The sequence below is a fragment of the Cupriavidus sp. KK10 genome, assembly GCF_018223725.1.
GTDB lineage: Bacteria > Pseudomonadota > Gammaproteobacteria > Burkholderiales > Burkholderiaceae > Cupriavidus > Cupriavidus necator.
This window is the reverse complement of record NZ_CP073677.1, coordinates 5,429,507-5,455,439: the sequence shown is the minus strand read 5'-3', so window position 1 is coordinate 5,455,439 and position 25,933 is coordinate 5,429,507. Positions and strand designations below refer to the sequence as shown.

The following is a 25,933-nucleotide window of genomic DNA, read 5'->3' as shown; positions in this document are numbered from 1 at the left end:
GACAACAAAAAAAGGGCACCCGATGGTGCCCTTTCTTCTGCCTGGCAGGTGCGCTTAGCGCACCACCGCATCAACGCTCGTAGCGCGAGCGGCTGTTGCGGTTGCCGTTGCCGCCGCCATTGCCGCCGAAACCGCCGCCAAAGCTGCGATTGCCGTCACGGTTGCCGTCGCGGTTACCGAAGCTGCGGCCTTCGCCGTTGCCACCGGTGCTGGCACCGGTGTTGCCACGATAGCCGCCGCCGGTGCGGTCGCCGAAGCCACCACGGTTATTGTCGCCAAAGCTGCGGGGGGCGGCGCCGTCGCGGTTGCCGAAACCACCGCGGTTGTCGTCGCCGAAGCTGCGGCCGCCTTCGCGGTTGCCGAAGCCACGCGCACCGTCGCTGGCGCCGCGGTAGCCAGCGCCCTGGCCGCCCTGGCCCTGGCCACGGTAGCCGCCTTCACGATTGCCGAAGCCGCCGCGGTTGTCGTCACCGAACGGGCGCGCGCCTTCCGGGCGGTTGCCGAAGCCACGGCTCTCGCCGCTGAACTTGCGCTCGCCGAAGCCGGTGCGGTTCTCGCCGCCGCCGAACTTGCGGTCGCCGAAGCTGCGTTCGCCGCCACGGTAGCCGCCGCCATTGCCGCGGAAGTCACCGCGGCCGCCGCCCGGCTTGCCGCCGAAGTTGGAACGCGGCTTGGGCGAACGGCGCGGCTCCAGGCCTTCGATCACCGAAGCGTCGATGCGCTGGTTGGTGAAGCGCTCGATGCGCTTCCACTGGAACATGTCGTTGTGGTTCACCAGGTTGATGGCGGTGCCCGAGCGGCCCGCACGGCCGGTACGGCCGATGCGGTGCACGTAGTCCTCGGCCTGCTTGGGCAGGTCGAAGTTGACCACGTGGGTGATATCGGGCACGTCGATGCCGCGCGCGGCCACGTCGGTGGCCACCAGCACGCGCAGGTTGCCGCGGCGCAGCGCGGTCAGGGTGCGGTTGCGCGCGCCCTGGGTCATGTCGCCGTGCAGTGCGCCGGCCGAGAAGCCGGTGTCGGACAGGCGCTCGGCCAGCGAATCGGCATCGCGCTTGGTCGCGGTGAAGACGATGGCTTGCTTGAGCGTCGCGTCGCGCAGCAGGTGGTCCAGCAGGCGTTCCTTGTGCGACATGTCGTCGGTGAAGTGCAGGCGCTGCTCGATATGGCTCTGGTCGGCGCGGGCCGCGGCGATCTCGATGCGTTGCGGGTCGCGCAGCTGGCGCGAGGCCAGTTGGGCAATGCGCGCATCCAGCGTGGCCGAGAACATCAGCGTCTGGCGCGAAGCCGGCGTGGCATTGACGATGGCGTCGATGTCGTCGGCAAAGCCCATGTCCAGCATGCGGTCGGCTTCGTCGAACACCAGCATCTGCAGGGCCGACAGGTCGATGCGGCCAGCGTCGATATGGTCGAGCAGGCGGCCCGGCGTGGCCACCAGGATGTCAGGCATCTTGGCCAGCGCGGCCAGCTGCTTAGGGTAGGGCATGCCGCCCAGGATGCTGGCGCAGACGATGCGGCGCAGGTTGCGGCCGTACTTGGCGGCGGCTTCGGTCACCTGCAGCGCCAGTTCGCGCGTCGGGGTCAGCACCAGCAGTGCGGGCTGGGCCGGCGACGGGCGCGGGCGCTTGCCCTTCATGCGCTTGGCGGGCTCGGTCGCGCGCTGCGGTGCCGGCATTTCGCTGATGCGCTGGATCGCGGGCAGCATGAACGCGGCGGTCTTGCCCGAGCCGGTCTGGCTCGAGACCAGCAGGTCGCGGCCGGCCAGGAAGGCCGGGATGGCCTGGGCCTGTACCGGCGTGGGCGTGTTGTAATTCAGTTCGGAGAGGGCGCGCAGGATGGCCGCATCGAGGCCAAGTGTGGCGAAACCGCTTTCCACGGCCGGGGCCTCTTCAACTGCCGGGCTGGGGTTGAGCAGGGCGTCGAGCTTGTCGAGCGGGCTCTGGGCAGCGTCGGAAGTGATCGAAGCGTCGGTCGCGGAGGCAATAGCTTGCTCCGCACGAATGTCGTGCTGGGTCATGTCGGAATGGTCAAATAAATGCATGGCACCCCGGCAAAGCAAAATGGGGTGGGCGCAGTGCAAAGTCTTAAAAAGGCTTCGGCGCCAATCGGTGAGGCCGTTACGACAGACACAGCTGGCAGTACGGCGGCAGGCAGGGTGGTGGCTGGTCCCGCTAGGCGGTCCGGCCGTATCCCTGGCAGGCAAACAGCTCAGGTTTCAGGCTGTTCAACAGGATCGGAGACGAGGCGACGTCAGGTGAGCGGTGCGTTCTGCTGGGCGGCTGGGGCCATGAAGTGATGACTAGGCGTCCGGCAGCGAGGAAACAGAGCTTGGGAGGGCAGCGGATTCGCCGCGGCAGGAAGCCGGGCGTTTGGCGGATCTCACAGTTGCGAAACTCACGGCGCGGATTATAGCAGAGTACGGAATTTTTGTTGCACTGCGAAAACGTAACCGGATATGTCAGGCGCCAGTCACCTTCCCGGCAGGCCCGCGCCGCCCCGGCCCCGGCCGGGTTGCAAGGCTGAAACCCCCGCCTATACTGGAGGCGCGAGCTCACAGGATGCCCGCACGGGGCGGACGAAAAACGCTCCCGCTTGACCTCCTACAGCGGCATTGCGCCGCTGTTCGCGGCGAGCACTGCGGTCATTGACTCCACGCGCCAGTCTTCCTGCGACTATCCGGGTGGTCCGGATGGGCGTCCGCGTCATGCTTCATGGGCGGAATCATGGGAAGCCTGCCTGGAACAGAATGACCGAACTGCTGACCGCGTGACCCAGGTGGTCCGGGCCCGTCCGCATCCAAAGCCCGCCAGCGATGGCGGGCTTTTCATTTGGGCGGTTGTGGTTGCCGCTCAGTCGTCTGCATCCTTGCCGGCGGCCTTGCGCGGCAGCCGCCCGAGCGGCTGTTCCCGCGGCATCACGTAGCGGTTGCCCGGCAATCCGCCCGGGTAGTCGACGATGCGCGCGGCGCCCTGGCGCCGCAAGCCATGCCATGCCTGGCCGCCGGCGGTGCGCCCGCCGCCCAGGATGGCGGTCATGGCCTGTCGGTCGAGATCCATGCTGTCGGGCAAATCCTTGATGACGATCACTGCCATGGCTGTCTCCGGTCAAGCGGCGCCACGGCCATGCGGCCGCGGGACGCTTCAGTATAGGTGAGGCGGTCCGCGTTCTTGCCCGCGGGCCCGCCGCGCGGTGCGCTCAGACGGCGGCGAAATTGCCGGCCCTCGGGAGGGACTGACGCAGGGAGTGTGCCAACGCCGTTGCCGACTCGTCTGGGGACGTGCAACTGCCTGAAAACACGGGGCATTTATTTTCGATGCCGGCTCGCGCGCACCGGCTGCGGGGCCTGCCGCCTGCCGCGGGTGACGGGCCGCGGCCAACAGGCGGCGTGCTGGTGTTGGCGCGGCCGCGACAGTGGCGCGCTACAGGTGACGCGATTGGCAGAGGGCGCCCGCGCGCGGTGATGCACGCCGGCCTCGCATGGTTTGCGCATGCCATGGGTGCGCACTAGTATCCATCTCGAAGGCAGGGCATATCCGCATCGCGGGATGCGCCGTGCCAGCAACCATGTCGGGGCATCCCGTGGCCAGTCTCAAAGAACTGATCCGCAAGTTCCAGAACGGCGGTCTCTCCGACGACGAGTTTGTTGCGTCGTTCGAAACGGCGCTGGCGCAGGACCCCACCACGCCCAGCCAGGCCGCGCGCGTGGTCATCGAGGAAAACACGCGCTTCCCGTTCCCGCCCGCGGTCTATGCCGAAGTCATGCGGCGCATCGAGCGCCGCGGCGCCACGCAGTACGAAGGCGCCACCGAAGCCACGCGCCTGGCCGGCACGCAGACGGGCTCGCTGTATGCGACCTCGCCCGAGCCGGGCACGCTGCCGCAGGCGGCGCATACCAAGGGCGTGGGCGATACGCTGAACGGCCGCTTCGTGCTGGAAGAATGCCTGGGCGTGGGCGGCATGGGCACGGTCTACAAGGCGCTCGACCTGCGCAAGCTGGAAGCCTCGGACCGCAAGCCCTATATCGCCATCAAGGTGCTGAACCTGCAGTTCAGCGGGCACCCCAAGTCGCTGATGGCACTGCAGCGCGAGGCGCGCAAGGCGCAGACGCTGGCGCACCGGAACATCGTCACCGTCTATGACTTCGACCGCGACGGGCCGGTGGTCTTCCTGACCATGGAATACCTGTCCGGCTCGTCGCTCAACCATGTGCTCAAGGCCCCGGGCTTCACCGGCATGCCGATGGCGCGCGCCATGTCGATCGTCAACGGCATGGGCAATGCGCTGGCGTACGCGCACGAGCGCGGCTTCGTGCACTGCGACTTCAAGCCCGCCAACGTCTTCCTGACCGCCAACGGCGAGGTCAAGGTGATCGACTTCGGCATTGCGCGCGGCTTCCTGCCGCCGGCTGACGAGTCCGACCGGACCGTGTTCGATCCCGGCTCGCTGGGCGGCATGACGCCGGCCTACGCCAGCCCGGAGATGTTCGACCATTGCGAGCCCGACCCGCGCGACGACATCTTTGCGCTGGCCTGCGTGACCTATGAATTGCTGACCGGCAAGCATCCCTACCAGCGGCTCTCGGCCAACCAGGCGCGCGACGCCGGGCTCAAGCCGGCGCAGCCGCCGCAGTTGAGCCGCACGCAATGGAAGACCCTGCGCGAGGCCCTGTCGCTCAACCGCGAAACGCGCACACCCACCGTCGCGCGCTTCCTGCATGGCATGAGCGCGGTGCCGGTGGTGTCCACGCGGCGCCCCTTGCCGCTGATGGCTGGCGGCGTGCTGGCCGTGCTGGCGGGCGTGTCGGCGATCGGCTACTACGCGTGGCATTCGCAGCGCCAGGCCGAAGCGCCGGCCGGCGACACGCGCGTCGAGGCCCCGGCCACACCTGTGCCCGTGGCGCCGGTTACCCCGACCGCACCGGCTGCCCGTCCGGCAGTACTGTCGATGGCCGACGTCACGAAGATGCTGGCCGGCGTGCCGTGCTCGCTGCTCACCGCCACCCAGCAGGCGCAGACCCTGCGCGTGCGCGGCTTTCTGGCCGATAGCGTGGGCGCCGCGCGGCTGCGCGAGCAGCTCAGCGCGTTGCCGGGTGTCAAGGAGCTGAAGGGCGTGTCGATCGACACCCAGCCGCTGGCCACCGACAAATGCGACGTGGCCACCCTGATCGCGCCGTACTGGTCGGGCTACCGCGAAGGGGGCACGGCTTCGTCGCTGCGGCTGCGCGGCCAGGGCACCCAGCTGACCGAGGGGTCACCGCTGGTGCTGGATCTGCGCACGCCGGCGCGCGACTCTTATGTCTATGTCGATTACTTCGCGGCCGACGGCAAGGTGGCGCACATGGTGCCGAGCGCGCGCGTGCCCGCCCACCAGGCGCCGCCCAGCCACAGCGCCACGGTTGGCGACGGTGGCGACTGGATCATCGCCAGGCCCTTCGGCACCGAGCTGGTGGTGTTGCTGACCACGCCCGTGCCACTGTTCGAGGGCCGGCGCGCCGAGGTCGAGTCGCACAAGGACTACCTGAAGGCACTGGAAAAGCCGCTGGCGCAGATGACACGCACCTATGGGCGGGACCGCATCAGCGCGGACCTGGTGCAGATCTCCACGCGCGCGCGCTGATTGCCGCCATCTGTCTGGCTTGCCAATTCCGCCAGTCGCTACTTCAGGTCGCGCGCCACGCGAAAGCCGTTCTGCGACTGCCGCACGCTGGGGCTGTACTTGAAGCGCGTGGACGACACCATGTAGCTCGCCCCTTCGCGCCAGGAGCCACCGCGGATCACGCGTGCGCCACAGGCGTTCTCGTTCCACACGCGCCCGTCGGCGGGCGCGCCCTTGTAGGTGCTGTGCCAGCAATCGGCCACCCATTCCCACACGCTGCCGTTGACGTCGTGCAGGCCGTACGGGTTGGCCGCGAACGTCCCGACCGCGGCCGGCGCATCCTGGCTCCACGGGTCGCCGCAGTCCTTGCAGTTGGCATTGCCCTTGCGCATCTGGTCGCCCCACCAGTAGGCACTGGCGGTGCCGCCGCGCGCTGCGTATTCCCATTCCGCCTCGGTGGGCAGCCGGTAGGTCTTGCCGGTGGTCTTGCTGAGCCAGGCCACGTACTGCTGCGCGTCGTCCCAGCTGACGTCGCGCGCCGGCGCGGTCTTCGGGCTGTCGGCGATGGTGGGGACGCGCTGGCAGCCGCCGGCGTCGGCGCAGGCATTCCATTGCTCGACCGTGACCTCATAGCGGCCGATGGCAAACGGCTGGCCGATGGTGACGTGATGCGGGGGCTTCTCGGCGGGATCGCTGGCACTGCTGCCCATGGTGAAGCTGCCCGCCGGCAAGGAGACCAGCACCGGGCAGGTCGGGCAATCGCGGATCTCGCCGGTGCGCAGTGTGGTGCTGACCGTGCCCCCCGCCGCCATGCCCGGGCGCAGGGATGCCGTTGCCGGTGGCGCGGCAGGTGGCGTGGCAGGCGGCGATGCCGGACGCGCTGCCGCGGCGGGTGCCGGGGGGGGCGGGGGTCGCGTGACCTGGCCCCCGGCAGAGGTGCCGGAGCGGGGCGGCGGGGCGGGCGCGGGCGCCTGGGCCTTGGGTGCGGAGGCGGATGCCGCCAGCCGCTCCAGGCGCGCCCTGGCCAGCACCGCGAAACGTCCGTTGGGGTACTGCTTCAGGTAGGCCTCATAGTCGCCGGCGTAATTGCTGTTCTTGATCGATTCCCAGAAGCTCAGTTCGTACTGCTCGTCGGTGTTCTTGGGCATGATGCCGGCGAGCAGCGTCGGTTCCGTGGCCGCGCCAGCGGCAGCGGTGGCCGGCTGCGCAGGCAGCGGCGCGGCGGCGAGCATCGCGGCCATGGCCGCGCATACGACTGGTAGATTGCGCCACATCTTCACACCTCGCTGGAGCCGCGGCGATCCCGCTGCATGCCGGTAGCTGCCGGCACATGCGGCGGGGGCGCATTGTGGTGTTGCCGAGACGTCGACCGGCTTGCTTCAAGATAGCACAGCGCTTGTGTCTCCGGCGGGACATCGCCATGCCGCCGCGACGCGCCGGGTTCGCTTTTTCCGGGCTTGCGACCTAACCTGAATGACGAATCGCCGAGCGCTGACCAACAAGCAACAAGAATGGGCTTTCGGGACAACGTGATCGGGTTTCGGACTGTTTCCGGGAGGCGCCGCGTATGTCCAGACGATTCCTGTTCCGCCTGCTGGCGGTTGCCACACTGGCGGGTGCGCCGTCGCTTTCGCTGTCGACGGCAGCGCCGCCCAATGCCGAGGCCTACATCATCTGGCCGCACGATGGCACGGTCATCAGCGGCGGCAAGTTCTGGGTGCGCATGGGCCTGCGCAATATGGGCGTCTGCCCCAAGGGCGTCGAGTCGCCGCGCTGCGGGCACCACCACCTGCTGGTCGACGCCGAGCTGCCGCCGCTGGACAAGGAAATCCCTTCGGACAAGAACCACCTGCACTTCGGCGCGGGCGAGACCGATGCGCGCATTGAGCTGCCGCCCGGCAAGCACACGCTGCAGTTGCTGATGGGCGATGCCAAGCACGTGCCGTTCGAGCCGCCGATCTATTCGAAAAAGATCACGGTCACGGTGAAATAGCGGTGCCACGCGCCGCAGATGCCGAACCAGGCCGATCAGCAAACAGGGGAGAGCACCATGTCCAGACTACTTGCCGCGGCTGTCTTCGCCGCCAGCCTGCTGCTGTCCGCGGTGGTGCAGGGTGGCTCGACGCCGGCGCCGCCCAACGCCTACCTGTATATCGGCTGGCCCAACGACGGGCAGACGATGCCCGCGGGCAAGCCATTCAAGGTGTGGTTCGGGCTGCGCAATATGGGGGTGGCGCCGAAGGACGTGAAGTATCCCAATACCGGGCACCATCACCTGCTTGTCGATGCGGATCTGCCGCCGATGGACAAGGAAATCCCCAACGACCGCAATCACCTGCATTTCGGGGCGGGGGAGACCGAGACCATGATCGAGCTGCCGCCTGGCAAGCATACGCTGCAGCTGCTGATGGGGGATGACAAGCACATTCCCACCAACCCGCCGGTCTATTCGAAGAAGATCACGATCTACGTGAAGTGACCTGGACCTTGCGGTGATGGCGGCGCGCGTGCGCCGACGTTTTTTTCGCCGGCTCCGCAAGTGTCGCGTGCCATCCAACACCGACGCGCAATCTGTTGGCTGCGCCCCGCCAGTACGCCGTGACGGCAGCTCCCCGCGCATCCGCGGCCGGCGCCGACGGCAATGAAAAACCCACGTGTTTACAGGCACTTCCGTGATCCGCGCGGGCATGGCACTGGAGCTGGCACGCTCCCTGCGGTTGTCTCTTCCAACCCGATGCTCGAGACCAACCCACTGGACAACACCTTCCGCTGACCTCATGCATATCGGGGTTGGTGCGCGCGTCCGCGCGCTCCACAATACAGACAGACTTCGCGGCCCCCGGCATGCCATGGATAACTCAAGTGCATCCCGCCCGCCGCCGTCGCACGCAGGAACCCATCGTGTCCGAATCCATCATTGCCTCCCCCGGGGTTAAGTCAACCGCCGCGCCGCACCGTACTGCCTGGCTGACCGCGCTGGCTGTCTGCACGGCGCTGCTGGCAGGCTGCGCCGACTTTCGGCCGCCGGTGTACCAGCGCCCGGAAACCCCGGCCAAGGCCGAATGGACGCGCCAGGGTTCGATCACGGTGTCGCCGGCCGAAGCGGTGCAGCCCAACTGGTGGCACGGTTTCAAGGATCCCTACCTCAACAAGCTGATCGAACAGGCACTGGGCGGCAACTACGACATCAAGGTGCTGGCGGCGCGAATCCGCGTGGCCAACGCGCAGATCGGCGAGGCCCGCGCGGGAGCGCTGCCCGTGATCGGTATCGGCGCCAGCGCGAACTTCCAAAAGACCTCGGGGCAGAAGTCCGTCACGACCTATAACGCCGCCGCCCAGCTGAACTGGGACATCGATATCTGGGGCAAGGTCGAGAAGGGCGTGCAGGCGCAGACCGCCGAATTCAATGCGACCGAGGCCGACTGGCGTGCCGGCTACCTGACGCTGGTGTCCAATGTATCGACCACTTACTTCCAGATCCTGCAGTTCGACGAGCAGATCGAGCAGCAAGCGCGCACCGTCGCCAAGAACGGGCAGATCCTGTCCACCTTCCAGGCGATGTACCAGAATGGCCTGGTGCCCAAGATCCGCGTGATGCAGCAACAGGCGGAAATCAACCGTCTCAACAAGGACCTGCTTGAACTGCGCCGTTCGCGCGATGTGGCCGAAAACGCGCTGGCGACGCTGGTCGGCGTGCCCGCAGGCAATCTCAAGGTTCCGGCAGGGCGCCTGCAGGACCGCGTGCAGCCGCCCGCGGTGCCGGCCGGGCTGCCGTCGCAGCTGCTGGCGCGCCGTCCGGATGTGGTGGCCGCTGAATACCGCGTGCTGGCGGCCTACAACATCGTCGGCCAGGCACGCCTGGCGCAGTTGCCCACCATCAGCCTGACCGCCAGCGGCGGCGCCGCCAGCATTGCGCTGAACTCCCTGCTCAAGTCCTTCACCTTCGGCCTGATGCCCAGCATCAACCTGCCGATGCTCGATCCCAACGTGCGCGCGCGCGTGAAGACCACCGAGGCGCAGGTGGGCGTGGTGGAAAACGAATATGGCCGCACCGTGATGACCGCGTTCGAAGAGGTGGAGAGCGCACTGGTCAATGTCGACGCGCACAAGAAGCAGCGCATCGAGTTGCAGCAGCAGGTTGAGCAACTGCGCGTCGTGTCCGCGCAGATCGAGGCGCAACTGAAAGAGGGCGTGGTCTCGCAGCTGGAAGTGTTCGAGACCGAGCGCTCGCTGCTGGCCGCGCAACTGCAGTTGTTGGCGGTCCACCAACAGATCCTGGCCGACACCGTCACCCTGTACAAGGCGCTTGGCGGCGGCTGGCCCGATACCGATGTGCGCAACGCGGCCTCGAATCCAGTGCAATAAGTGCTGCCAGAGGTTCCGTGGCGGTGTTCATGTGATGCCGGCGTAAGCAACGCGTTGCGCAACGCGACCGTAGCCTCGGCCGCTTGCCCCGCTGCATGTGCCGCTCCCGTGCCAACCGCGCGTCCCGCGCCCGATTGACTAGCCTTAGCCGTCGCCTACTATGTTCTTAGTCGCTTCACCCCCCTGGCCTGCCGCCGCGGCAGCCGCGCTGTTGGCTCGCTGGAAACATGGCTCCTGACGAAGCACTGATCATGGAAATGCCGGTGAAAATGGCCCAGGGATTCGCTCGGGAGTTCTCTCAGGATCTGGCACAGGAATTCGATGTATTCCTGACGCCCGTCGCGCGCCCCGAGCTGGGCGAGATCCGCATCGACGAAGACCTGTTCGCCGTCGGCCGCAGCGAACTGCCGTTTGCCGCCTACCCGGAAGACCTGGCCGCGCCGCTGTCGCGCCGGCATGCGCGCATCTTCGCCGAGCATGGCGCGGTATATGTGGCGGATCTCGGCAGCAAGAACGGCACGCGCGTGAACGGCGCGGCGGTGGCGCGCCAGCCGGCGCAGCTCAGCGATGGCGATGAGGTGGCCTTCGGGCCTGCGCTGTCGTTCCGGGTCCGGCTGTCGCCGCGCGCGCCGCAGCCCGAGCCGCCGCGGGTGGCGGTGACGCTGGTGCCCGAACGCGGCGATGTCGGACTGCAGCCGCTGCACGTGGACGGCTTCCCGTACCTGATCAGCAAGGCCGACGATGCCTTCGCGCGCTACCGCGACAGTTATCCGCAGCAGGTCAACTACCTGTCGCGGCGCCACGCGCACGTGTACCTCAAGGGTGGCGTGCCGTTCGTGGAAGACCTGGGCAGCACCAACGGCACCTTCGTCAACGGCAAGCGCCTGGCAGACCACGGCGTGCCGCTGGACGACGGCGACCTGATCGCCTTCGGCGGCAACCATTTTGTCTACCAGGCGCAGGTGCAGCGCACGGGCGATGGCGATGCCACCGCGACGCGCTCGATGCTGCAGCCCGTCGCCGCGGCACCGGATACGCCGGCCGCTTCCCCGCCGCCGGCCGCACGCGACGAGGATGACCGCACCACCTTTGTCGGTGCGGCCGATTCCTTCCTCGACATTTTCTGCGTCGACTATGCCGCGCAGCAGGACGACGAGGTCAACGCCGAGGCCGAGGCACAGGCCGCGGCGGCCACGGCGGCGCACGACGGCGCGCAGGCACGCCGCAAGCGCGGACGTGCCGCGCTGCTGCTGGCGGAAGGCGCCAGGCTGTTCGGCCTGGACGATCCCGCACGCACGCGGCGCGCGGGGCGATGGGGCGGCGCGTTGCTGTTGCTCGCAATAGTGGCGGGTGCGGCCGTGTACTGGCGCGGTGCGGCGGAGCGCGAAGTGCAGGCCTTGTTTGCCGCCGGCGATCACGCCCGCGCGGCGCAGGCCGCCGACGACTACCTGGCGCGTCATCCCGACGATGCCCAGGTGCAGGCCCTCGGCACCGAGGCACTGATGCGCGCTTACGTGCCCGATTTTGCTGCCAGGCTGAAGGCCGGTGATGTCAGCGGCGCCGATGCCGCGCTGGCCCGGATGCGCAAGCCCAGTGCGCACAACGCCGATGCGCGGCCGCTGGTGGCCGAGCTCGACTGGATCGGCCGGCTCGAACGCTTCACCGCGCAGCGCGGCGCCGACGCGCCGATCCGCCTCTACACCGACGAGGCCCCGATCCGGCAACTGCTGGCGTACTGGAACCAGGACACTACCGCGCACCAGCGCGCACTCGGGCGCATCGCGGCCGATGTGCCGGCGTTCCGCGATCTCTATGCCGATGCGCTCAGTGATGTGCGCCGCCTGCAGAACGATGCCTCGGTCTACCTGGCGGCGATCGACCGGCTGAACGCCACCATCGCTGCCGAACTCGGCCGCGACCGCCCGGAGGCGTTGCAGCCGGTCATCGCCGAGTACCGCGAGAAGTATCCGCGCCTGGCCGGGCTGGACCGCGTGCAGTCAGACCTGGACCGCTACACCGCGCTGATGCAGGCACTGCGCGCGCGCCGGCCCGGGCCGCTGGTGGCGCGGCTGGCCGACAGCCGCTTCGCCACGCCGCCGTTCCAGGCGCAGTTCAACTACCTGGCCGCGCGCCTGCCGCCGCCGGAAATGGTGCGCCAGTATGCCAGTGCGGCCAGGGCGTGGCAGCAGGGCGACAGTGCCGCGGCGCTCGCGGGGATCAAGCAGATCAGCGGCGGCCCCTGGGCCGACGACCTCGCGCGCGACCTGTCGCACAAGCAGAAGGTGGCGGCACAGTACGCCGAGTTGCAGTCCGCGCGCGGCAGCAAGGACTATGAGGACCGGCTGCTGGGCTTCTACGCCATGCTCGATGCCGACGAAGACGGCCATTTCGCCAAGGCGGTCGAGGCCGACGTCAACGGCGTGCGCGACAGTGCCCTGCGGCGCGCGCGGGAGCTGATGGGCAGCGCCGTCGCCGCATGGAAGCAATACCGCAGCAATGGCGTGATCGGCAGCGAGCAGCGGCTCGAGCCCGGCATCTCGCCCAAATTCCGCGCGCAGGCCCGGTTGCTGTCGCAGGCGCAGACAGACGCGCGCCAGGGCATGCGTATCTTCACGCAACTGCGCGCGGGGGAAAGCGCCGACCTGGCGCAACTCGCCAAGATCGAGGAAGAGATCCGCGCCGAGGCCGACCAGCAGCGGCACGCGCTGCGCGAATTGCGCACCGTGCTCGATCCCGCCGTGCTCAAGACCAAGCTGGAACTGATCGGCGGTGAAGACACCGGCAAGGCGCCGGAACCAGCCGCGGCCGCCGCGGCGCCACAGCAAGCGGGGCAGCCATGAAGGACGATGCCCGCCAGGGCGGCCTCAAGCCACTCTCCGAGGCGCTGGAAGACCACAGCGCCGAGGGCATTGGCCTGTTGAGTGCCGAGCCGTCGCGCCTGGGACTGCTGACCATCGTCACGACTTTCGCGCTGGTGCTGTGCGGGCTGGTGTGGTCCTTCGTCGGGCATGCCGATGTCATTGTCACGGCGCAGGGCACGCTGGCGCCGGAATCCGAGGTGCGCCGCTTCTATGCCCCGGTGGACGGCGAGCTGGCCGACCTCTACGTGGCCGAAGGGCAACCCGTGTCCAAGGACGACGTGCTGGCGCGCCTGAACGCGCGCGGCGCGATCGAGGCTGCGGCCAATGCGCTGGAAGCGCAGCTCAAGCTGGAAGACTCCGAGCGCGAATGGAAGCAGTTCCCCGACAAGAAGGCGCTGATGGAACGCCGTGCGGCGGCGCTCAAGCAGCAGATCGACGTTGCTACGCGCCAGCACGAGACCCGTATCGCTGAAGGCACCACGCGGCTTGCCGAACAGCAGCGCGCGCAGTTGCAGGAAGCGCGCAGCAACCTCGAGAACGCCAGGCGCGCGCGTGAGTTCGCGCGCCAGGAGCAGGACCGCTACGCGCGCCTGCTGGCGTTGCCGGGTGGCGGTGGCGTTTCGCAGTCGCAGGTGGATGCCAAGCGCGCCGCGGCGCAGGACGCGGAGAACAACCTGCGCGTGGCGCAGTCGCGGCTGGCAGAGCTGGACGCGCGGCTGGGCCGCGAGCTTACCCAGGCCAGTTCACAGCTCGAAAGCAGCGGCCAGGACCTGGCCGGGCTGCGCGTGCAGTACGACGCGGCGCTGCGCGAGATCGCCAACACCGAGGACAAGCTGCGCCTGCAGGTGCAGACCGCCCGCCTGGTGGCGGACGCGGCGGCGCGCATCCGCTTCGAGAACATCGACAAGGACAACTTCCTGCTGATCCTGGCGCCGGTGTCGGGCGTGATCACCGATGTCACCTCCACCCAGCGCGGCGACAAGGTGCAGGCCAACACGCCGCTGGGCGGCATTGCGCCCAAGGATGCGCGCCCGGTGGTGAAGATCGTCATCGCCGAGCGTGACCGCGCTTTCCTGCGCGAAGGGCTGCCGGTCAAGCTCAAGTTCAGTGCCTTCCCGTACCAGCGCTACGGGATCATCGAGGGCACGCTGGAATTCATCTCGCCCGCCACCAAGCCGGGCGGGCCCGACAAGCAGCCGGTCTACGAGGGCCGCGTGCGCCTGGCACGCGACTACTACGCCGTGGCCGACAACAAGTATCCGTTGCGTTACGGCATGACCGCGACTGCGGAGATCGTGGTGCGCGAACGCCGCCTGATCGACCTGGGGCTGGACCCGTTCCGAGAGGTGGCCGGCTAGCGTGGCCGGGGCAGTCGGGGGGAACACAAGCACAGCACATCTGGACAGCCTGGCGCGCAAGCGCGTGGGGCCGCCAAAAGGAGCCGAGAAAATGACTGGCATTGTGCGTATCGACGACGAGGTGCTCGGCGTCGAGGAGTTCGTGCGGCTGCTCAAGCTGACCGGGCAGTTCGAAGGGCTGATCGAGCAGATCGTGCGCGACAAGCTGACGGTGCACGCGGCGAAGCGGCAAGGCATGGTGGTCACGCCCGAGGAGATCCAGGAACGCGCGGACCAGTTCCGCCGCGTGCAGGGCCTGCATCGCGCTGCCGACATGAACCACTACCTGGATGCGCTGAACATCAGCCTGGATGAGTTCGAGGCCTTTGTCACCGACAGCCTCTACCAGGAGCGGATGATGGAGCAGGTCTGCAGCGAGGCCGCGGTGCAGGCGTACTTTGCGCTCAACTCGCCGCGCTTCGATAGCATCGAGGTCAGCCATATCGTGGTCGACAGCGAGGGCAAGGCCAAGGAGCTGATCTCGTATCTGCAGGATGATCCGGAGGCCTTCGCCGAGATGGCGCGCGAGCATTCCATTGCCGACACGCGCGAGCGCGGTGGCGAGATCGGCAAGGTGCTGCGCGGCTCGCTCAAGACCGATATCGAGGCCAAGGTCTTCAACGCCGAGCCGGGCGACCTGCTGGGGCCGTTCCCGGCGGCGGACCGTTCCTTCTTCGAGGTCTTCCTGGTGCGCAGCAAGCACCCGGCCACGCTGGACAGTGAGGTGGCGGTGGAAGTGCGCCGCCTGCTGCGCGAAGACTGGCTGATGGCCAGGGCGCAGGAACATGTCATCGAAGCCCGCTAGCGAGTCCGGCCAGGCCGGTGATCGCGCCGCGGCGGCTGCCCCGGACCAGCCGGAGGCAGGATCGGCGCTGGTCGCCTTTCTTGCCTCTGTCGAGATCCTGTCGGTGCTGACGCCGGAGGAGCTGGCACGCCTGGCGGAAGCCGCGCAGGTGCTGACCTTCGGTTTTGGCGACACCGTCTGCAATGCCGGCGAAGCGGCGCCGGGCTTGTTTGTCGTCAAGTCCGGCTCGGTGCGCGTGTTCAACGAGGAGCACGGCAAGGAAATCAGCATGGGCGTGCGCAAGGCCGGCGAGGTCTTTGCCGATATTGCGCTGCTGCGCGACTACCGCCATGAGTCGTCGGTGCGCGCCTCGGGCAAGACCGAGCTGCTGATGATCCCGCGCAGCGTGGGCGAGCCCGTGGTGGCGGGCAACCCGGCGGCGCTTGCGTTTATCACCAGCTATGTCGCGATCAGTTCGGCCGGCGGCTTTGTCGCGCGGCTCTTCGACTTGCGCGGCAAGCTCGACAAGCAGGAGCTGGAAGACGCCGTGCGCAGCGTCGGCGTCAAGCGCGTGGCGGCCGGCAAGGAGATCCTGAAGCAGGATGGGCGCGAGGACCGCCGCCTCTATGTGGTGCGCCAGGGCACGGTGCGCATCGTGCGCAGCGAGGAGGGCAGCGAGTTCCCGCTGGCGACGCTGGGGCAGGGCGATATCTTCGGCGAGCGCGCCTGCGTGATGCGGCAGGAGCAGCTGGCCTCGGCCATCGCCGAGACCGACGTGCGCCTGCTGGTGATTCCCGAGAAGACGGTGCAGCTGATCCTGGAGCGCAACCCGCGCCTGCGCGAGGTGCTGGAAGAGCGCATCCGCGTGCTGGACCGCGAGCTGCATCGGCAGAAGAAGCTGGCCGAACGGCGCAAGCGCCCGGTGCTGCTCGACCTGCATTCCAAACCGGAGTTGGGCGAGAAGCTGATCCGCCGCTTTGCGCTGGTGGAGCAGGCCGAGGAGATGGATTGCGGCGCGGCCTGTCTGGCGATGATCTGCCGGCACTACGGCATCCCGATGACGCTGGGCAAGCTGCGCGAGCTGGCCAACGTGACCACCCATGGCGCCACGCTGGACAGCCTGGCACGCGCCGGCGAATCGCTCGGCTTCACCACGCGCGGGGTGCAGTGCACGCGGGATTCGCTGATGGGCTTCGAGCTGCCCTTTATCGTGCACTGGGAGGGCTACCACTACGTGGTGGTGTACGGGATCTCGTCGCGCTGGGTGTGGGTGGCCGACCCGGCCATCGGCTTCCGCAAGATGAGCGCGGAGGAGTTCGAACGCGGCTGGAGTGGCACCTGCCTGCTGTTCAGGCCGGGCGAGAGCATGACCCAGCTGTCGGTGTCGCGCTCGCCGTGGCTGCGCTTTATCGGCTACCTGGCACCGTACCGGAAGATCCTGGCGCACCTGTTCCTGGCCACCTTCGTGATCCAGATGCTGGGGGTGGTGCCGCCGCTGATTATCCAGAACATCCTGGACGGCGTGGTGGTGCACCAGAACGTGGGGCTGCTGCACCTGCTGATTGTGGGGCTGATCATCTCCAGCGTGTTCTCGCAGCTGATGGCGACCATCCGCGCGTATCTCGCCAACTTCATGGTGCGCAACATGGACTTCGCCATGATGTCGCACTTCTTCAAGCACACGCTGGCGCTGCCGCTGTCGTTCTTTGCCAAGCGCAAGACCGGCGACATCTTCGCGCGCTTCCAGGAGAACCAGACCATCCGCGCCTTCCTGACCGAATCGACGGTGACCACGGCGCTGAACATGCTCATGGTGTTTATCTACTTCACCATCATGTTCCTCTACAACGTCAAGCTGACGCTGCTGCTGATCGCCTTCGTGATCCCGATCGCGGCGCTGACGGTGGTGGTGACGCCGAAGGTCAAGACCTATGCGCGCGAGGTGTTTTCGGCGTCGACCGATGCCAAGGCCTACCTGATGGAGACGCTGGGCGGCGCCGAGACCGTCAAGGGCATGGGCATCGAGCGCCCGGTGCGGCTGCGCTGGGAGCGCAAGTACGCCAAGGCGCTGGACGCCCAATACCGGGCGCAGGCCTTCCATATCCTGGTGGGGCTGGTGAGCCAGCTGCTCAACGCCGCCACCACCATCGCAGTGCTGTGGGTGGGCGCGACGCTGGTGCTGGAGCGTGAGCTCACCATCGGCCAGCTGATTGCCTTCAACGCCTTCATGGGCAGCGTGCTGGCGCCGCTGATGGGGCTGGTGGCGTTATGGGGCCAGCTCAACGATGCCGCCGTGGCGATGGAGCGCCTGGGCGACGTGCTCGACCTGGAGCCCGAGCAGAAGCCGCAGGACGTACTGTCGCGCGTGATGCTGCCCGACCTGCAGGGCGAGATCGTGATGAAGGACCTGTACTTCCGCTACGGCGGCGAAGACACGCCCTACGTGCTGGAGAACATCAGCTTCGCCATCCGGCCGGGCGAGATGGTGGCCATCGTCGGGCGCAGCGGCTCCGGCAAGACCACGCTGGCCAAGTTGCTGGTGGGCTTCTACAAGCCCACCGAGGGCTCGATGTCGGTGGACGGCTACGACCTGAACGTGATCGACGCGGCGTTCTACCGCGCGCAGGTGGGCTACGTGATGCAGTCCAACCTGCTGTTCTCGGGCACCATCGCCGAGAACATCGCCTGCGGCGACGACAGCCCAGACCGGCGCCGTATCGAGGAGGTGGCGCGCATGGCCGACGCCCACGCCTTTATCAGCAAGCTGCCGCTGGGCTACGAGCAGGTGGTGGGCGAGCGTGGCATCGGGCTTTCCGGCGGGCAGATCCAGCGCCTGTGCATCGCCCGCGCGCTGTACCACGACCCGCGCCTGCTGGTGTTCGACGAGGCCACCTCGGCGCTCGACACGCAGTCAGAGAGCAACATCCTGGCCAATATGCAGGAGATCCTGCGCGGGCGCACCGCGGTCATCATCGCGCACCGGCTCAGCACCATCATGCAGGCCGACAAGATCCTGGTGCTGTATGAAGGCGCCATCGTCGAGCAGGGCCGGCATGAGGAGCTGATCGAGCGCAAGGGCATGTATTTCCAACTGGTGCAGAAGCAACTGAGCGCAGCATGAAGCTATACAACCAGGGTGCCACCCCCGCCTCGGCCACCTCGCCGGTGTCGTTCGCCGGCCTGATCGAGAAGATCGAGATCCTGCGCTCCACGCTGCGCTGGTCGTCGCGGCTTGACCGGCCGGAGATCGAGAAGCTGCTCAAGCAGGCCACCACGCTGCGCGACGAGGTGATGGGGCTGTCGCACAAGGAGCGCTTCGTGCAGGCGGCGTCGGCCGAGGCCGCCCCGCCGCAGGAGGAAGTCGAGCGCATGCCGCGCGAGCGCCGTCAGGCATTGATGGAGCGCAGCTTTATTTTCGAAGGCACCTTCGGCGACAACCCCAAGTTGTTGGAGGCGCTGGAGATTGCCGAGAAGGCGGCGCCGACCGACCTGCCGGTGCTGATCGATGGCGAGAGCGGCACCGGCAAGGAGCTGATGGCCAAGGTGATCCATGCCAACGGCTCACGCACTGACAAGCCGTTTATCTCAGTCAATTGCGGCGCCATCCCCGACAGCCTGCTCGAATCCGAGCTGTTCGGCCACAAGAAGGGCGCCTTCACCGGCGCCAGCAACGACCGCCGCGGCAAGTTCGAGAGCGCGCATACCGGCACCATCTTCCTGGACGAGATCGGCGAGCTGCCGCTGACCGGCCAGGTCAAGCTGCTGCGCGTGCTGGAAGCGCACGAGATCCAGCGCGTGGGTTCGGACGAGGCGATCTCGGTCGATACGCGCATCGTCGCGGCGACCAACAAGGACCTGCGCCGCATGAGCCAGGCCGGCACCTTCCGCGAGGACCTGTTCTACCGCCTGAGCGTGATCCACGTCAGCCTGCCGTCGCTGCGCGAGCGGCGCGACGAGATCCCGCTGCTGGTGTCGTACTTCAGTGACGAGGCCGCCGGCATGCTCAAGCGCCGGCCGCTCAAGCTGACGCCGCGGCTGCGCGACTTCCTGCTGCACTACGACTACCCGGGCAATATCCGCGAGCTGCGCAACCTGCTGTACCGGCTGAGCTGCCTGGCCGGCGACACCGCCGACCTGGCCCATCTGCCGCAGGATATCCGGCCGAAACCCGCCGCGCTGGCGGTGGTCGGCGCGGGCACGGCAGCCGCGGACATCACCATGGCGACGTCGCTGAGCGAGGCCAAGCGCGCCGCCAGCGACGAGGCCGAGCGGGCCTTCCTCGAGCGGGGCTTGCAGGAAGTCGGCGGCACCGTCGCCGAACTGGCGCGGCGCTTCGACATGAACCGCTCGCACCTGCAGATGCTGCTGAAGAAGCACGGCATCCACTCGAAGGACTTCCGCGCCAGCCGGCAGGCCGAAGGCGGCAAGGGGTAGCAAGGGGCAGGGGGCCCGAGGCTGCTGGGGGTCGTGCCTTCAGGCGTCCAGTTCGGGATTGACCAGCGTCTTGTCTGAGCCGTAGGGGTCCGCCGCACGCAGCACCACCACCGACACGTTGTCGCGGCCGCCGGCATCAAGCGCCATCTGCACCAGCGTCGGCGCGGCCTGCGCAACATCCTGCTGTGCTAGCACCGCCGCGATGTCGTCATCGTCGACCTCGTTGCTCAGGCCATCGCTGCACAGCAGGTAGACGTCGCCATCGGCCACCTCGGTCAGCAGTTGCTCCGGCGCCAGCGTCGGGGCCGCGCCGACGGCGCGTGTGATGGTGTTCTGCGCGGGATGGTGGCGCGCCTCTTCCGGGGTGATCAGCCCGCGCGCCAGTAGGCGCTCGACCTGGTTATGGTCGCGCGTGAGGCGGGCGAACTGGCCGCCACGCAGCCGGTACAGGCGGCTGTCGCCGGCCCACACGCAGGCGCATCGGCGATCGCCCGCCAGCAGCACCACCACCGTGCTGCCGATGCAGCGCACGCCCAGGCGCGCCGCTTCATCGACCAGTGCCAGGTTCACGCCCTGCAGCGCCGCGCGCGTGGCGTCGACCCGGTCTTCCAGTCGGGGGTGCGGCGGCAACGTGGCCAGCGCCTGGACCACGGCCTGGCTGGCGAAGTCCCCCACGGCATGGCCGCCCATGCCGTCGGCCACCGCCCACAGGCCCTGGCTGGGCAGGTCCAGGCAAGCGTCCTCGTTGCGTTCGCGCACGCGCCCGACGTCCGTGCATGCGGCCGAGGTCCACTGGAAGTGCGAGTCGAAACCCAATCTTGTCTCCGGTCCGCGTGAAGCCCCGGACTAGCCGGGGCGCTGCCACGGCGGCGCTGGCCCTCAGATCAGCATCAGATCAGCCGGCCGTCGTTCCTCGCGCCCTGGTCGCCCAGGACATTGATATTGGCGTTTGGCGCGTTGTTGCGGATATCGATGTTCTGGAACTGGTTGTTCATTTGATCAGCATAGAAGCTGTAGTTGATCTCGTAAAAGATGATCACTGTCCCGAGCGGCAGCGCAGACGAGGGCACGAACGGGCGGATCCACCCGAATACCGGCTGCCCGCCGGCGCCGCGCACACCGGCCATGGGCGGGTGCGGTACCGGTATTGAGCAAGGCGCGTGCCACAGCATGGCGCGGCAGGCCTCGCCGCGCGCGGCGAATGGTGCCAGCCAGCCAACAGATCGGCCGCCATGCAGTTGGCTGCCATCCGACAGTCCATCCCCTCCAAAACCCTCGGATTCCCGCCAAACCATTGCCCTGCCGTCGCTCCCTGGTGTTGGCATGGTTGATGCGGGTGGTCTGGCATAGAGCAGCAATGCCTGCAGCAACCAGACAGACCGAGGCCAGCCATGAACATCCAGGAACAACAAGAACGCGCTACCGGCGGCGACGATCGCTTCGCCGACCCGCTGCCGCTCGGCGCCCACCTGGTCACCGATCGCCACGGCTACGCCCATCATGGGATCTATGCCGGCGCCGGCCGCGTCATCCACTACGCCGGTTTCGCCCGCTCCCTGCAAGCCGCGCCGGTTGAAGAAACTACCCTTGAAGCCTTCGCCGCCGGTTTCGGCATCGCCGTCAGGCCGGAACCCTGCGCCCGCTTCGCCGGCCGCCAGGCCGTCGAACGCGCCCGTTCCCGCGTGGGCGAAAACGCCTACCACTTGCTGACCAACAACTGTGAGCATTTCTGCTCCTGGTGCCTGTCCGGCGAAAGCCGCAGCGAGCAAGTGGAAACATGCATGCGCCGCCCGCGCGCCGCGCTGCACATCGGCTGGCTGCTGCTGGGCGCGCTGCTGCAAGCCCAACTGGGCGGCCTGAACCTGGGCCTGAGCCTCGCCTGAAGCGCGCGGCCATCACCGAATCAAGGAGACTGCCATGTCCGGACTGATCGACTGGGAACTGCGTTGCAACCTGCGCGGACAAGCCTGCCACCGCAGTTGCGCCACTGCCGCCGCCAGTTGCGCCCGCGGCCGCCACCGGCCGGGGCGCCGCGCCCTGCGCCATGCCGGCCGGCCGACGCGCCTGCCATCGTCCGGCCGCCTTGCCGGGCGAGGCCGCCGGGACGGGTCCACCATCGCGGGCGAGCCGGGCAGTTGCGGATTTTGATATACTCCGGGCCGTCTCCAGGATCACCGCGCCCGCGGTTCCCGATCCTGACGGTCCTGTCCCTCGCCGTAGTTCAATGGATAGAACGAGCGCCTCCTAAGCGCTAGATACAGGTTCGATTCCTGTCGGCGGGACCACAGCCAGGGCTTTCCCCCAAAACCCCCCTCAAACACGTCGGCGCAAGCTCCCGATCTTTGCCAGGCGGTTCCATTTTTTTCTCCCGCGACATACCGCCATACAAGATTTGGCGGCCGCCCTGCGCGAGGCGCAAGTTGGCAACGCTCCCCCTTCACGGCCGGTATCGGCAGCTTGCTGCCTTGACAGATGCTGTCAACGAGAAGCATTCTCAACACGTTACGGAATGTTACGACAGTGGCACGATCGATAGCTGTGCGATGCTGGTAGCTGCCAATCCCGAGGCAATGTGATGGCTATCCCGCCGCTGTTTTGGCGATTTTTGCCGAAGAAGGCGGAAAATGTGGATCAAAGCGGACCCGCCCGCTGGGGCTTCGGGCGAACCCTCATGGGTGGTTCTGTAATTTGCTGTAATGATTGAATGCTAGTCTGGCAACAAAGGAATGCCGGCGGTGGAGAAAGAATTGCGAGTGCTGTTCACGAACTTTCACCGGGGAAACGGTGGAGGGCATGACACCTATGTCATCAACCTGCTGGCAGGGCTGGCGCCGGCACATGAAGTGACCGTGGCGGCTCCCCGGACCAGCCGTCTGTTCCGGCTTGCCAGTGGGCACGCAGACGTCGAGGTGGCGGCGGTTGATTTTGCGCCGAGAGGCCTGCGCTGGCTGCGCGAGTTGTGGGCGCTCTGGCGGATCATCACCCTTGGGCGCTTCGATATCATCCATGTCAACGGTTCAGCCGATCACAAGCTGGTCATGCTCGTGCGCCTGGTTGCCTTGCGCCGGCCGCGCGTTGTCTATACAAAGCACAACGATCACCGCAGCAACAGTGTCGGCAACTGGCTGCGCGCGTGCCTTGGTACCCACCATGTGATTGCGGTCAGCGACTATGTCGCCCGGAAGCTGCGTACCTCCCCGTACAGCCGTGTGCCGGTGACCACCGTGTCCCATGGCATCGACATGGGGCACTTTGCACCGCCGGCGCCGGCGGAGGCCGATGCGCTGCGGGCGCGATACTTCGGTGCCGGCTCGGCATGCACGGTCTTCGTCAGTACCGCGGGTACCCGCTACGAGAAGGGCTGGACGGACCTGCTGGAAGCCGTTGCACAATTGCCCGCCCACTTGCGTAGTGGTGTGCGTGTGATCCTGGCTGGCGAAGCGCCCTTGCCATGCATGACGGGGAAGGTCGCGGCGCTGGGACTCGGCGATCAGGTCGTTTTTACGGGCTTGCTGGACGATGTTCGCCCCACCCTGGCGGCAGGGCATACCGCCTTTGTGCTGTCGCGGAGCGAGACGTTGTCGTTTGCCTGCCGCGAAGCCATGGCGATGGGCCTGCCGGCACTGGTTTCCGATGCCGGCGGCCTGCCTGAGAACGTGACCGACGGGCAGGACGGCTGGGTGGTGCCATGCGCCAACATCGCGGCACTACGGGCGCGGCTGGAGCAAATCCTGTCGGCGCCTGAGCGGCTGGCCGAGATGGGTGAGGCTGCCCGGTCAAAGAGTCGGGCGTACTTTGGCATGGATACCTTCGTCGCCGGCACACTCGCCGTGTACCACGCGGTTCTCGAGCCGGGAGCGCGGCCTCAACCCCTGCCAGCCGCGCTGACCCAGAGCCCCAGCCAGTAACCGCGCGCTTCGCCCGTCATGTCGATCCCGATCCTGACCTATCACCAGATTGATATCGTGCCGCCCCACGGCGCGCCGTTTCGTGGCCTGACCGTCAGTCCCGCGCAGTTCCGCCAGCAGATCGCCTGGATGCGCCGGCTGGGCTATCGCGGCCTGTCGATGCGCGAACTCATGCCCTATGTTCGGGGCGAGTCTACCGGCAAAGTGTTCGGGATCACGTTTGACGACGGATTCCGCAATGTCCACCGGCATGCGCTGCCCGTCCTGGCGGAGTTCGGCTTTAGTGCCACCAATTACTTTGTGTCCGGCCAGATCGACGGCAGCAATGTCTGGGACGCCAGCCAAGGCGTGCCGCCTGCTCCGCTGATGAACGCCGAAGAGGTGCGGGAATGGGCCCGCCTCGGCCAGGAGGTTGGCGCCCATACGGTCGACCACGTGCACCTGCCGGCATTGCCGCTGGCGGAAGCCCGCCGGCAGATTGAAACCTCCAAGGCAGCGCTGGAGGCCTTGGTGGCGATGCCGGTCACGGCGTTTTGCTACCCTTATGGCGAACAGCAGGCGGTGCACCGGGAAATGGTGCGCGAGGCCGGCTACAACAACGCCACGCTGACGCAGCGCGGGCTGGCGCGTGCCGATGACAACCCTTTCGGCCTGCCGCGTGTCCATGTGCATTGCGGCACTAACCTGTTCCGCTTCCTGCAGAAATGCCTGACGCGGCATGAGGACAAGCGGCGGGGCGACTGATCTGCCGGGACAACATGCCGTTGCCCAACAATCCTCCAATCTCCGGAGAGCTCGCCATGGAACTGAAATACAAGGGCCGAGAGATCTCAATCCAGGCCAAAAAGGACGCGAGCGGCCAGTGGGACTGGTCATATGGCATCCGCGGTCACGGACACCGGCGCAACACTGGGGCGCTTGCTCCTTCGGAATCGGTCGCGATCGATAACGCCTATGCGTCCGCGAAACGGGAGATTGACCAGGCCACTTCAGGCGACGCCAACGACTAGTATTTCCTGAGCTCTCACTGGTGGAGAAAGACATGGATCTCCAAGGGTTCACGTATTACCGCGACCACTGGTATGAAGCATCGGCAACGTCCCTTGGCGTTGGCGGGCCCTGGCAAGGTGAGGTGACCATCTGCGCGAAAGCGGCAGATGGAGCGCCGCTCAAGGTCTTCGATCACCATCTTGTTCCGGGCCAGTTCTTCAGCGAAGGCGAGGCATGGCAGCATGCCTCGGACTGGGCCAGGACGCAGATCGATGCGCGCTTTGGCTAGCACGCGCACCAGCCGCTGCGCCGGTGCTCACGCCTCACTGCGCTCGGCGATCAGTACGTTGGCAGGAATCTTCAGGTCACGGTGCAGCCGCCGAATCATGGCCAGACTCAGGGCGCGCTTGCCATTGAGCACTTCAACTGCATATACGCGGTTTAGGTTACCCAGGTAGGGTTGCATGTCGCCCACGATCAATGCGCGCTCGTCTTCGAAAACAGCTGAATGACGGCGACGCCGGCAATAATCAGACCAATCCCAGCGCAAGCCGCCAGGTCCGGCACCTGCCGGTACAGCACCACCGCGATCAGCGACACCAGCACGATCCCGGCCCCGCTCCAGATCGCATAGGCAATCCCCACCGGCACTGTCCGCATCACCAGCATCAGCAAATAGAACGCCGCCACATAGCCGGTCACGACCAGCACGCTGGGGACCAGCCGCGTAAAGCCTTGTGACGCCTTCAGGCTGCTGGTGGCGATGACTTCGGCGACGATGGCGAGGGCGAGGAGCAGGTATCCGTTCATGAGAGCGCACAAATGGGTGGGCCGAAATGGGCCGAAGCCGGCATCTTAGCGCCCCCGCATGTTGCGCCAAAGCCGCGTCCCTCCCTTGCGGTGGTTGTGCAAAGCGGCAATGGGGGATTGAATGTGGCTATAAAGGCGAAAACAAGCGGGCGCATGGCCGGCCCGCGGCACAAGAAAGTCCTACAAGGCAGTCGCGGTAGTCAGCCCGACCAAGCCGGCACGAACCTCACGATGCCGGCGGCGGGCATGGGGTAAGGGGAGCGGTATGCATCACAATGGCATCGACGGCACGTCCGCCTGGACGTCTTCGCAGTCCGGGGACGGGGAGCCCGCACCGGACGCGAATCCGTGGCAGGACACCATCGCCGCGGCGGACCACGCACTGGAAGAGGCCTCGCGCATCCAACGCGGCGTGCAGCACAACCTGAAGCTGTTGCAGGAAGTGCGGTCGCTGCGCGAGGAGTTGCGCAAGGCCCATGCGGAGGTCGATCGCTATCGGGGCATGCATGCCCGGGTGGTGGTCAGCATGCGCCAGCTGGACGACGACCATATGGGGGAAATGAGCCGGCTCCAGGCGGCGAGCGAGATGCTGCAGGTGCGCCATCGCGTCTACAAGCTGATGGCCGAGCACTACGCGCGCGTGGCCTTGAACCTGGATCCGGAAACCTTCGCGGCCCACCGCGACCGCGTGCTGCAGCATGTCTTGTTCCAGCGCCGCAGGGGCGTGTCGCCCGACCATATCAGCTACGCGGACGTGGCTTTCCTGATGCTCTAGCGCCTCAAGCGCGA

Annotated in this window: 22 protein-coding genes, 1 tRNA gene and 1 pseudogene; 17 read left to right on the top strand and 7 right to left on the bottom strand. The window is 67.2% G+C overall.

What is annotated here, in order from left to right; genetic code table 11:
* Window positions 1-70 precede the first annotated feature (70 nt).
* Window positions 71-2,017, bottom strand: a complete 1,947-nt coding sequence (locus KB879_RS25415) for a DEAD/DEAH box helicase (protein WP_041228040.1) — start codon at window positions 2,015-2,017, stop codon at window positions 71-73.
* Between the two features lie 832 nt (window positions 2,018-2,849).
* A complete protein-coding gene (locus KB879_RS25410; protein WP_211980010.1) occupies window positions 2,850-3,092 on the bottom strand; it encodes a hypothetical protein in 243 nt (80 codons plus the stop codon).
* 472 nt (window positions 3,093-3,564) lie between these two features.
* On the opposite strand from KB879_RS25410, the gene KB879_RS25405 reads away from it, so the two are divergent.
* Complete coding sequence (locus KB879_RS25405) at window positions 3,565-5,616, top strand: serine/threonine protein kinase (protein ID WP_211982298.1); 2,052 nt, start codon at window positions 3,565-3,567, stop codon at window positions 5,614-5,616.
* Between the two features lie 38 nt (window positions 5,617-5,654).
* Here the strand turns inward: KB879_RS25405 and KB879_RS40455 are convergent, their stop codons facing one another.
* Window positions 5,655-6,407, bottom strand: a complete 753-nt coding sequence (locus KB879_RS40455) for a formylglycine-generating enzyme family protein (protein ID WP_371827425.1) — start codon at window positions 6,405-6,407, stop codon at window positions 5,655-5,657.
* Window positions 6,408-7,162: 755 nt separating this feature from the next.
* On the opposite strand from KB879_RS40455, the gene KB879_RS25395 reads away from it, so the two are divergent.
* From KB879_RS25395 to KB879_RS25360, 8 genes are all read left to right on the top strand, one after another.
* Window positions 7,163-7,588, top strand: coding sequence for a DUF4399 domain-containing protein (locus KB879_RS25395; protein WP_013957497.1), 426 nt, complete (start codon window positions 7,163-7,165; stop codon window positions 7,586-7,588).
* A gap of 57 nt (window positions 7,589-7,645) precedes the next feature.
* Window positions 7,646-8,074: a DUF4399 domain-containing protein gene (locus KB879_RS25390; RefSeq protein ID WP_013957496.1), complete on the top strand. Its 429-nt coding sequence runs from the start codon at window positions 7,646-7,648 to the stop codon at window positions 8,072-8,074.
* A gap of 365 nt (window positions 8,075-8,439) precedes the next feature.
* Window positions 8,440-9,960 carry an efflux transporter outer membrane subunit gene (locus KB879_RS25385; RefSeq protein ID WP_013957495.1) on the top strand — a complete coding sequence of 507 codons (1,521 nt, stop codon included), beginning with the start codon at window positions 8,440-8,442 and terminating at the stop codon, window positions 9,958-9,960.
* Window positions 9,961-10,187: 227 nt separating this feature from the next.
* Window positions 10,188-12,800, top strand: coding sequence for an FHA domain-containing protein (locus KB879_RS25380; protein ID WP_211980008.1), 2,613 nt, complete (start codon window positions 10,188-10,190; stop codon window positions 12,798-12,800).
* Complete coding sequence (locus KB879_RS25375) at window positions 12,797-14,179, top strand: HlyD family efflux transporter periplasmic adaptor subunit (RefSeq protein WP_013957493.1); 1,383 nt, start codon at window positions 12,797-12,799, stop codon at window positions 14,177-14,179. Before KB879_RS25380 ends, KB879_RS25375 begins: the two co-directional genes overlap by 4 nt.
* A gap of 91 nt (window positions 14,180-14,270) precedes the next feature.
* Window positions 14,271-15,023: a peptidylprolyl isomerase gene (locus KB879_RS25370; protein ID WP_013957492.1), complete on the top strand. Its 753-nt coding sequence runs from the start codon at window positions 14,271-14,273 to the stop codon at window positions 15,021-15,023.
* The gene (locus tag KB879_RS25365; RefSeq protein ID WP_013957491.1) at window positions 15,004-18,123 is read left to right on the top strand and encodes a peptidase domain-containing ABC transporter; all 3,120 of its coding nucleotides are present in this window, start codon (window positions 15,004-15,006) and stop codon (window positions 18,121-18,123) included. The genes KB879_RS25370 and KB879_RS25365 overlap by 20 nt, the downstream gene beginning before the upstream one ends.
* Window positions 18,120-19,436 carry a sigma-54-dependent Fis family transcriptional regulator gene (locus tag KB879_RS25360; protein ID WP_013957490.1) on the top strand — a complete coding sequence of 439 codons (1,317 nt, stop codon included), beginning with the start codon at window positions 18,120-18,122 and terminating at the stop codon, window positions 19,434-19,436. Before KB879_RS25365 ends, KB879_RS25360 begins: the two co-directional genes overlap by 4 nt.
* A 39-nt stretch (window positions 19,437-19,475) precedes the next feature.
* Here KB879_RS25360 and KB879_RS25355 read toward each other — a convergent pair whose 3' ends face one another.
* Together KB879_RS25355 and KB879_RS39510 are read right to left on the bottom strand one after the other, a co-directional pair.
* The gene (locus tag KB879_RS25355; protein WP_013957489.1) at window positions 19,476-20,252 is read right to left on the bottom strand and encodes a PP2C family serine/threonine-protein phosphatase; all 777 of its coding nucleotides are present in this window, start codon (window positions 20,250-20,252) and stop codon (window positions 19,476-19,478) included.
* A 74-nt stretch (window positions 20,253-20,326) separates the two neighbouring features.
* Window positions 20,327-20,848, bottom strand: coding sequence for a hypothetical protein (locus tag KB879_RS39510; protein ID WP_249221189.1), 522 nt, complete (start codon window positions 20,846-20,848; stop codon window positions 20,327-20,329).
* Here KB879_RS39510 and KB879_RS25345 point away from each other — a divergent pair.
* From KB879_RS25345 to KB879_RS25315, 7 genes are all read left to right on the top strand, one after another.
* A complete protein-coding gene (locus KB879_RS25345; RefSeq protein WP_013957487.1) occupies window positions 20,828-21,319 on the top strand; it encodes a lecithin retinol acyltransferase family protein in 492 nt (163 codons plus the stop codon). The genes KB879_RS39510 and KB879_RS25345 overlap by 21 nt on opposite strands.
* Window positions 21,320-21,353: 34 nt before the next feature.
* On the top strand, window positions 21,354-21,584 hold the full coding sequence (locus KB879_RS25340; RefSeq protein WP_013957486.1) for a hypothetical protein: 231 nt from the start codon (window positions 21,354-21,356) through the stop codon (window positions 21,582-21,584).
* Window positions 21,585-21,646: 62 nt separating this feature from the next.
* Window positions 21,647-21,721 (top strand) — tRNA-Arg (locus KB879_RS25335).
* 441 nt (window positions 21,722-22,162) lie between these two features.
* The gene (locus KB879_RS25330; protein ID WP_211980007.1) at window positions 22,163-23,344 is read left to right on the top strand and encodes a glycosyltransferase family 4 protein; all 1,182 of its coding nucleotides are present in this window, start codon (window positions 22,163-22,165) and stop codon (window positions 23,342-23,344) included.
* Window positions 23,345-23,362: 18 nt separating this feature from the next.
* A complete protein-coding gene (locus KB879_RS25325) occupies window positions 23,363-24,088 on the top strand; it encodes a polysaccharide deacetylase family protein (protein ID WP_211980006.1) in 726 nt (241 codons plus the stop codon).
* 56 nt (window positions 24,089-24,144) lie between these two features.
* A complete protein-coding gene (locus KB879_RS25320; protein WP_249221188.1) occupies window positions 24,145-24,354 on the top strand; it encodes a hypothetical protein in 210 nt (69 codons plus the stop codon).
* 32 nt (window positions 24,355-24,386) lie between these two features.
* Complete coding sequence (locus KB879_RS25315; protein ID WP_041228032.1) at window positions 24,387-24,623, top strand: hypothetical protein; 237 nt, start codon at window positions 24,387-24,389, stop codon at window positions 24,621-24,623.
* A gap of 27 nt (window positions 24,624-24,650) precedes the next feature.
* Here KB879_RS25315 and KB879_RS25310 read toward each other — a convergent pair.
* Both KB879_RS25310 and KB879_RS25305 read right to left on the bottom strand, forming a co-directional pair.
* Window positions 24,651-24,809 (bottom strand): annotated as a pseudogene (locus tag KB879_RS25310) (transcriptional regulator); the annotation flags it as partial.
* Between the two features lie 2 nt (window positions 24,810-24,811).
* On the bottom strand, window positions 24,812-25,144 hold the full coding sequence (locus tag KB879_RS25305) for a multidrug efflux SMR transporter (protein WP_010813574.1): 333 nt from the start codon (window positions 25,142-25,144) through the stop codon (window positions 24,812-24,814).
* Between the two features lie 265 nt (window positions 25,145-25,409).
* Here KB879_RS25305 and KB879_RS25300 point away from each other — a divergent pair, with 265 nt between their 5' ends.
* Window positions 25,410-25,919: a hypothetical protein gene (locus tag KB879_RS25300; protein ID WP_211980004.1), complete on the top strand. Its 510-nt coding sequence runs from the start codon at window positions 25,410-25,412 to the stop codon at window positions 25,917-25,919.
* Window positions 25,920-25,933: the final 14 nt, after the last annotated feature.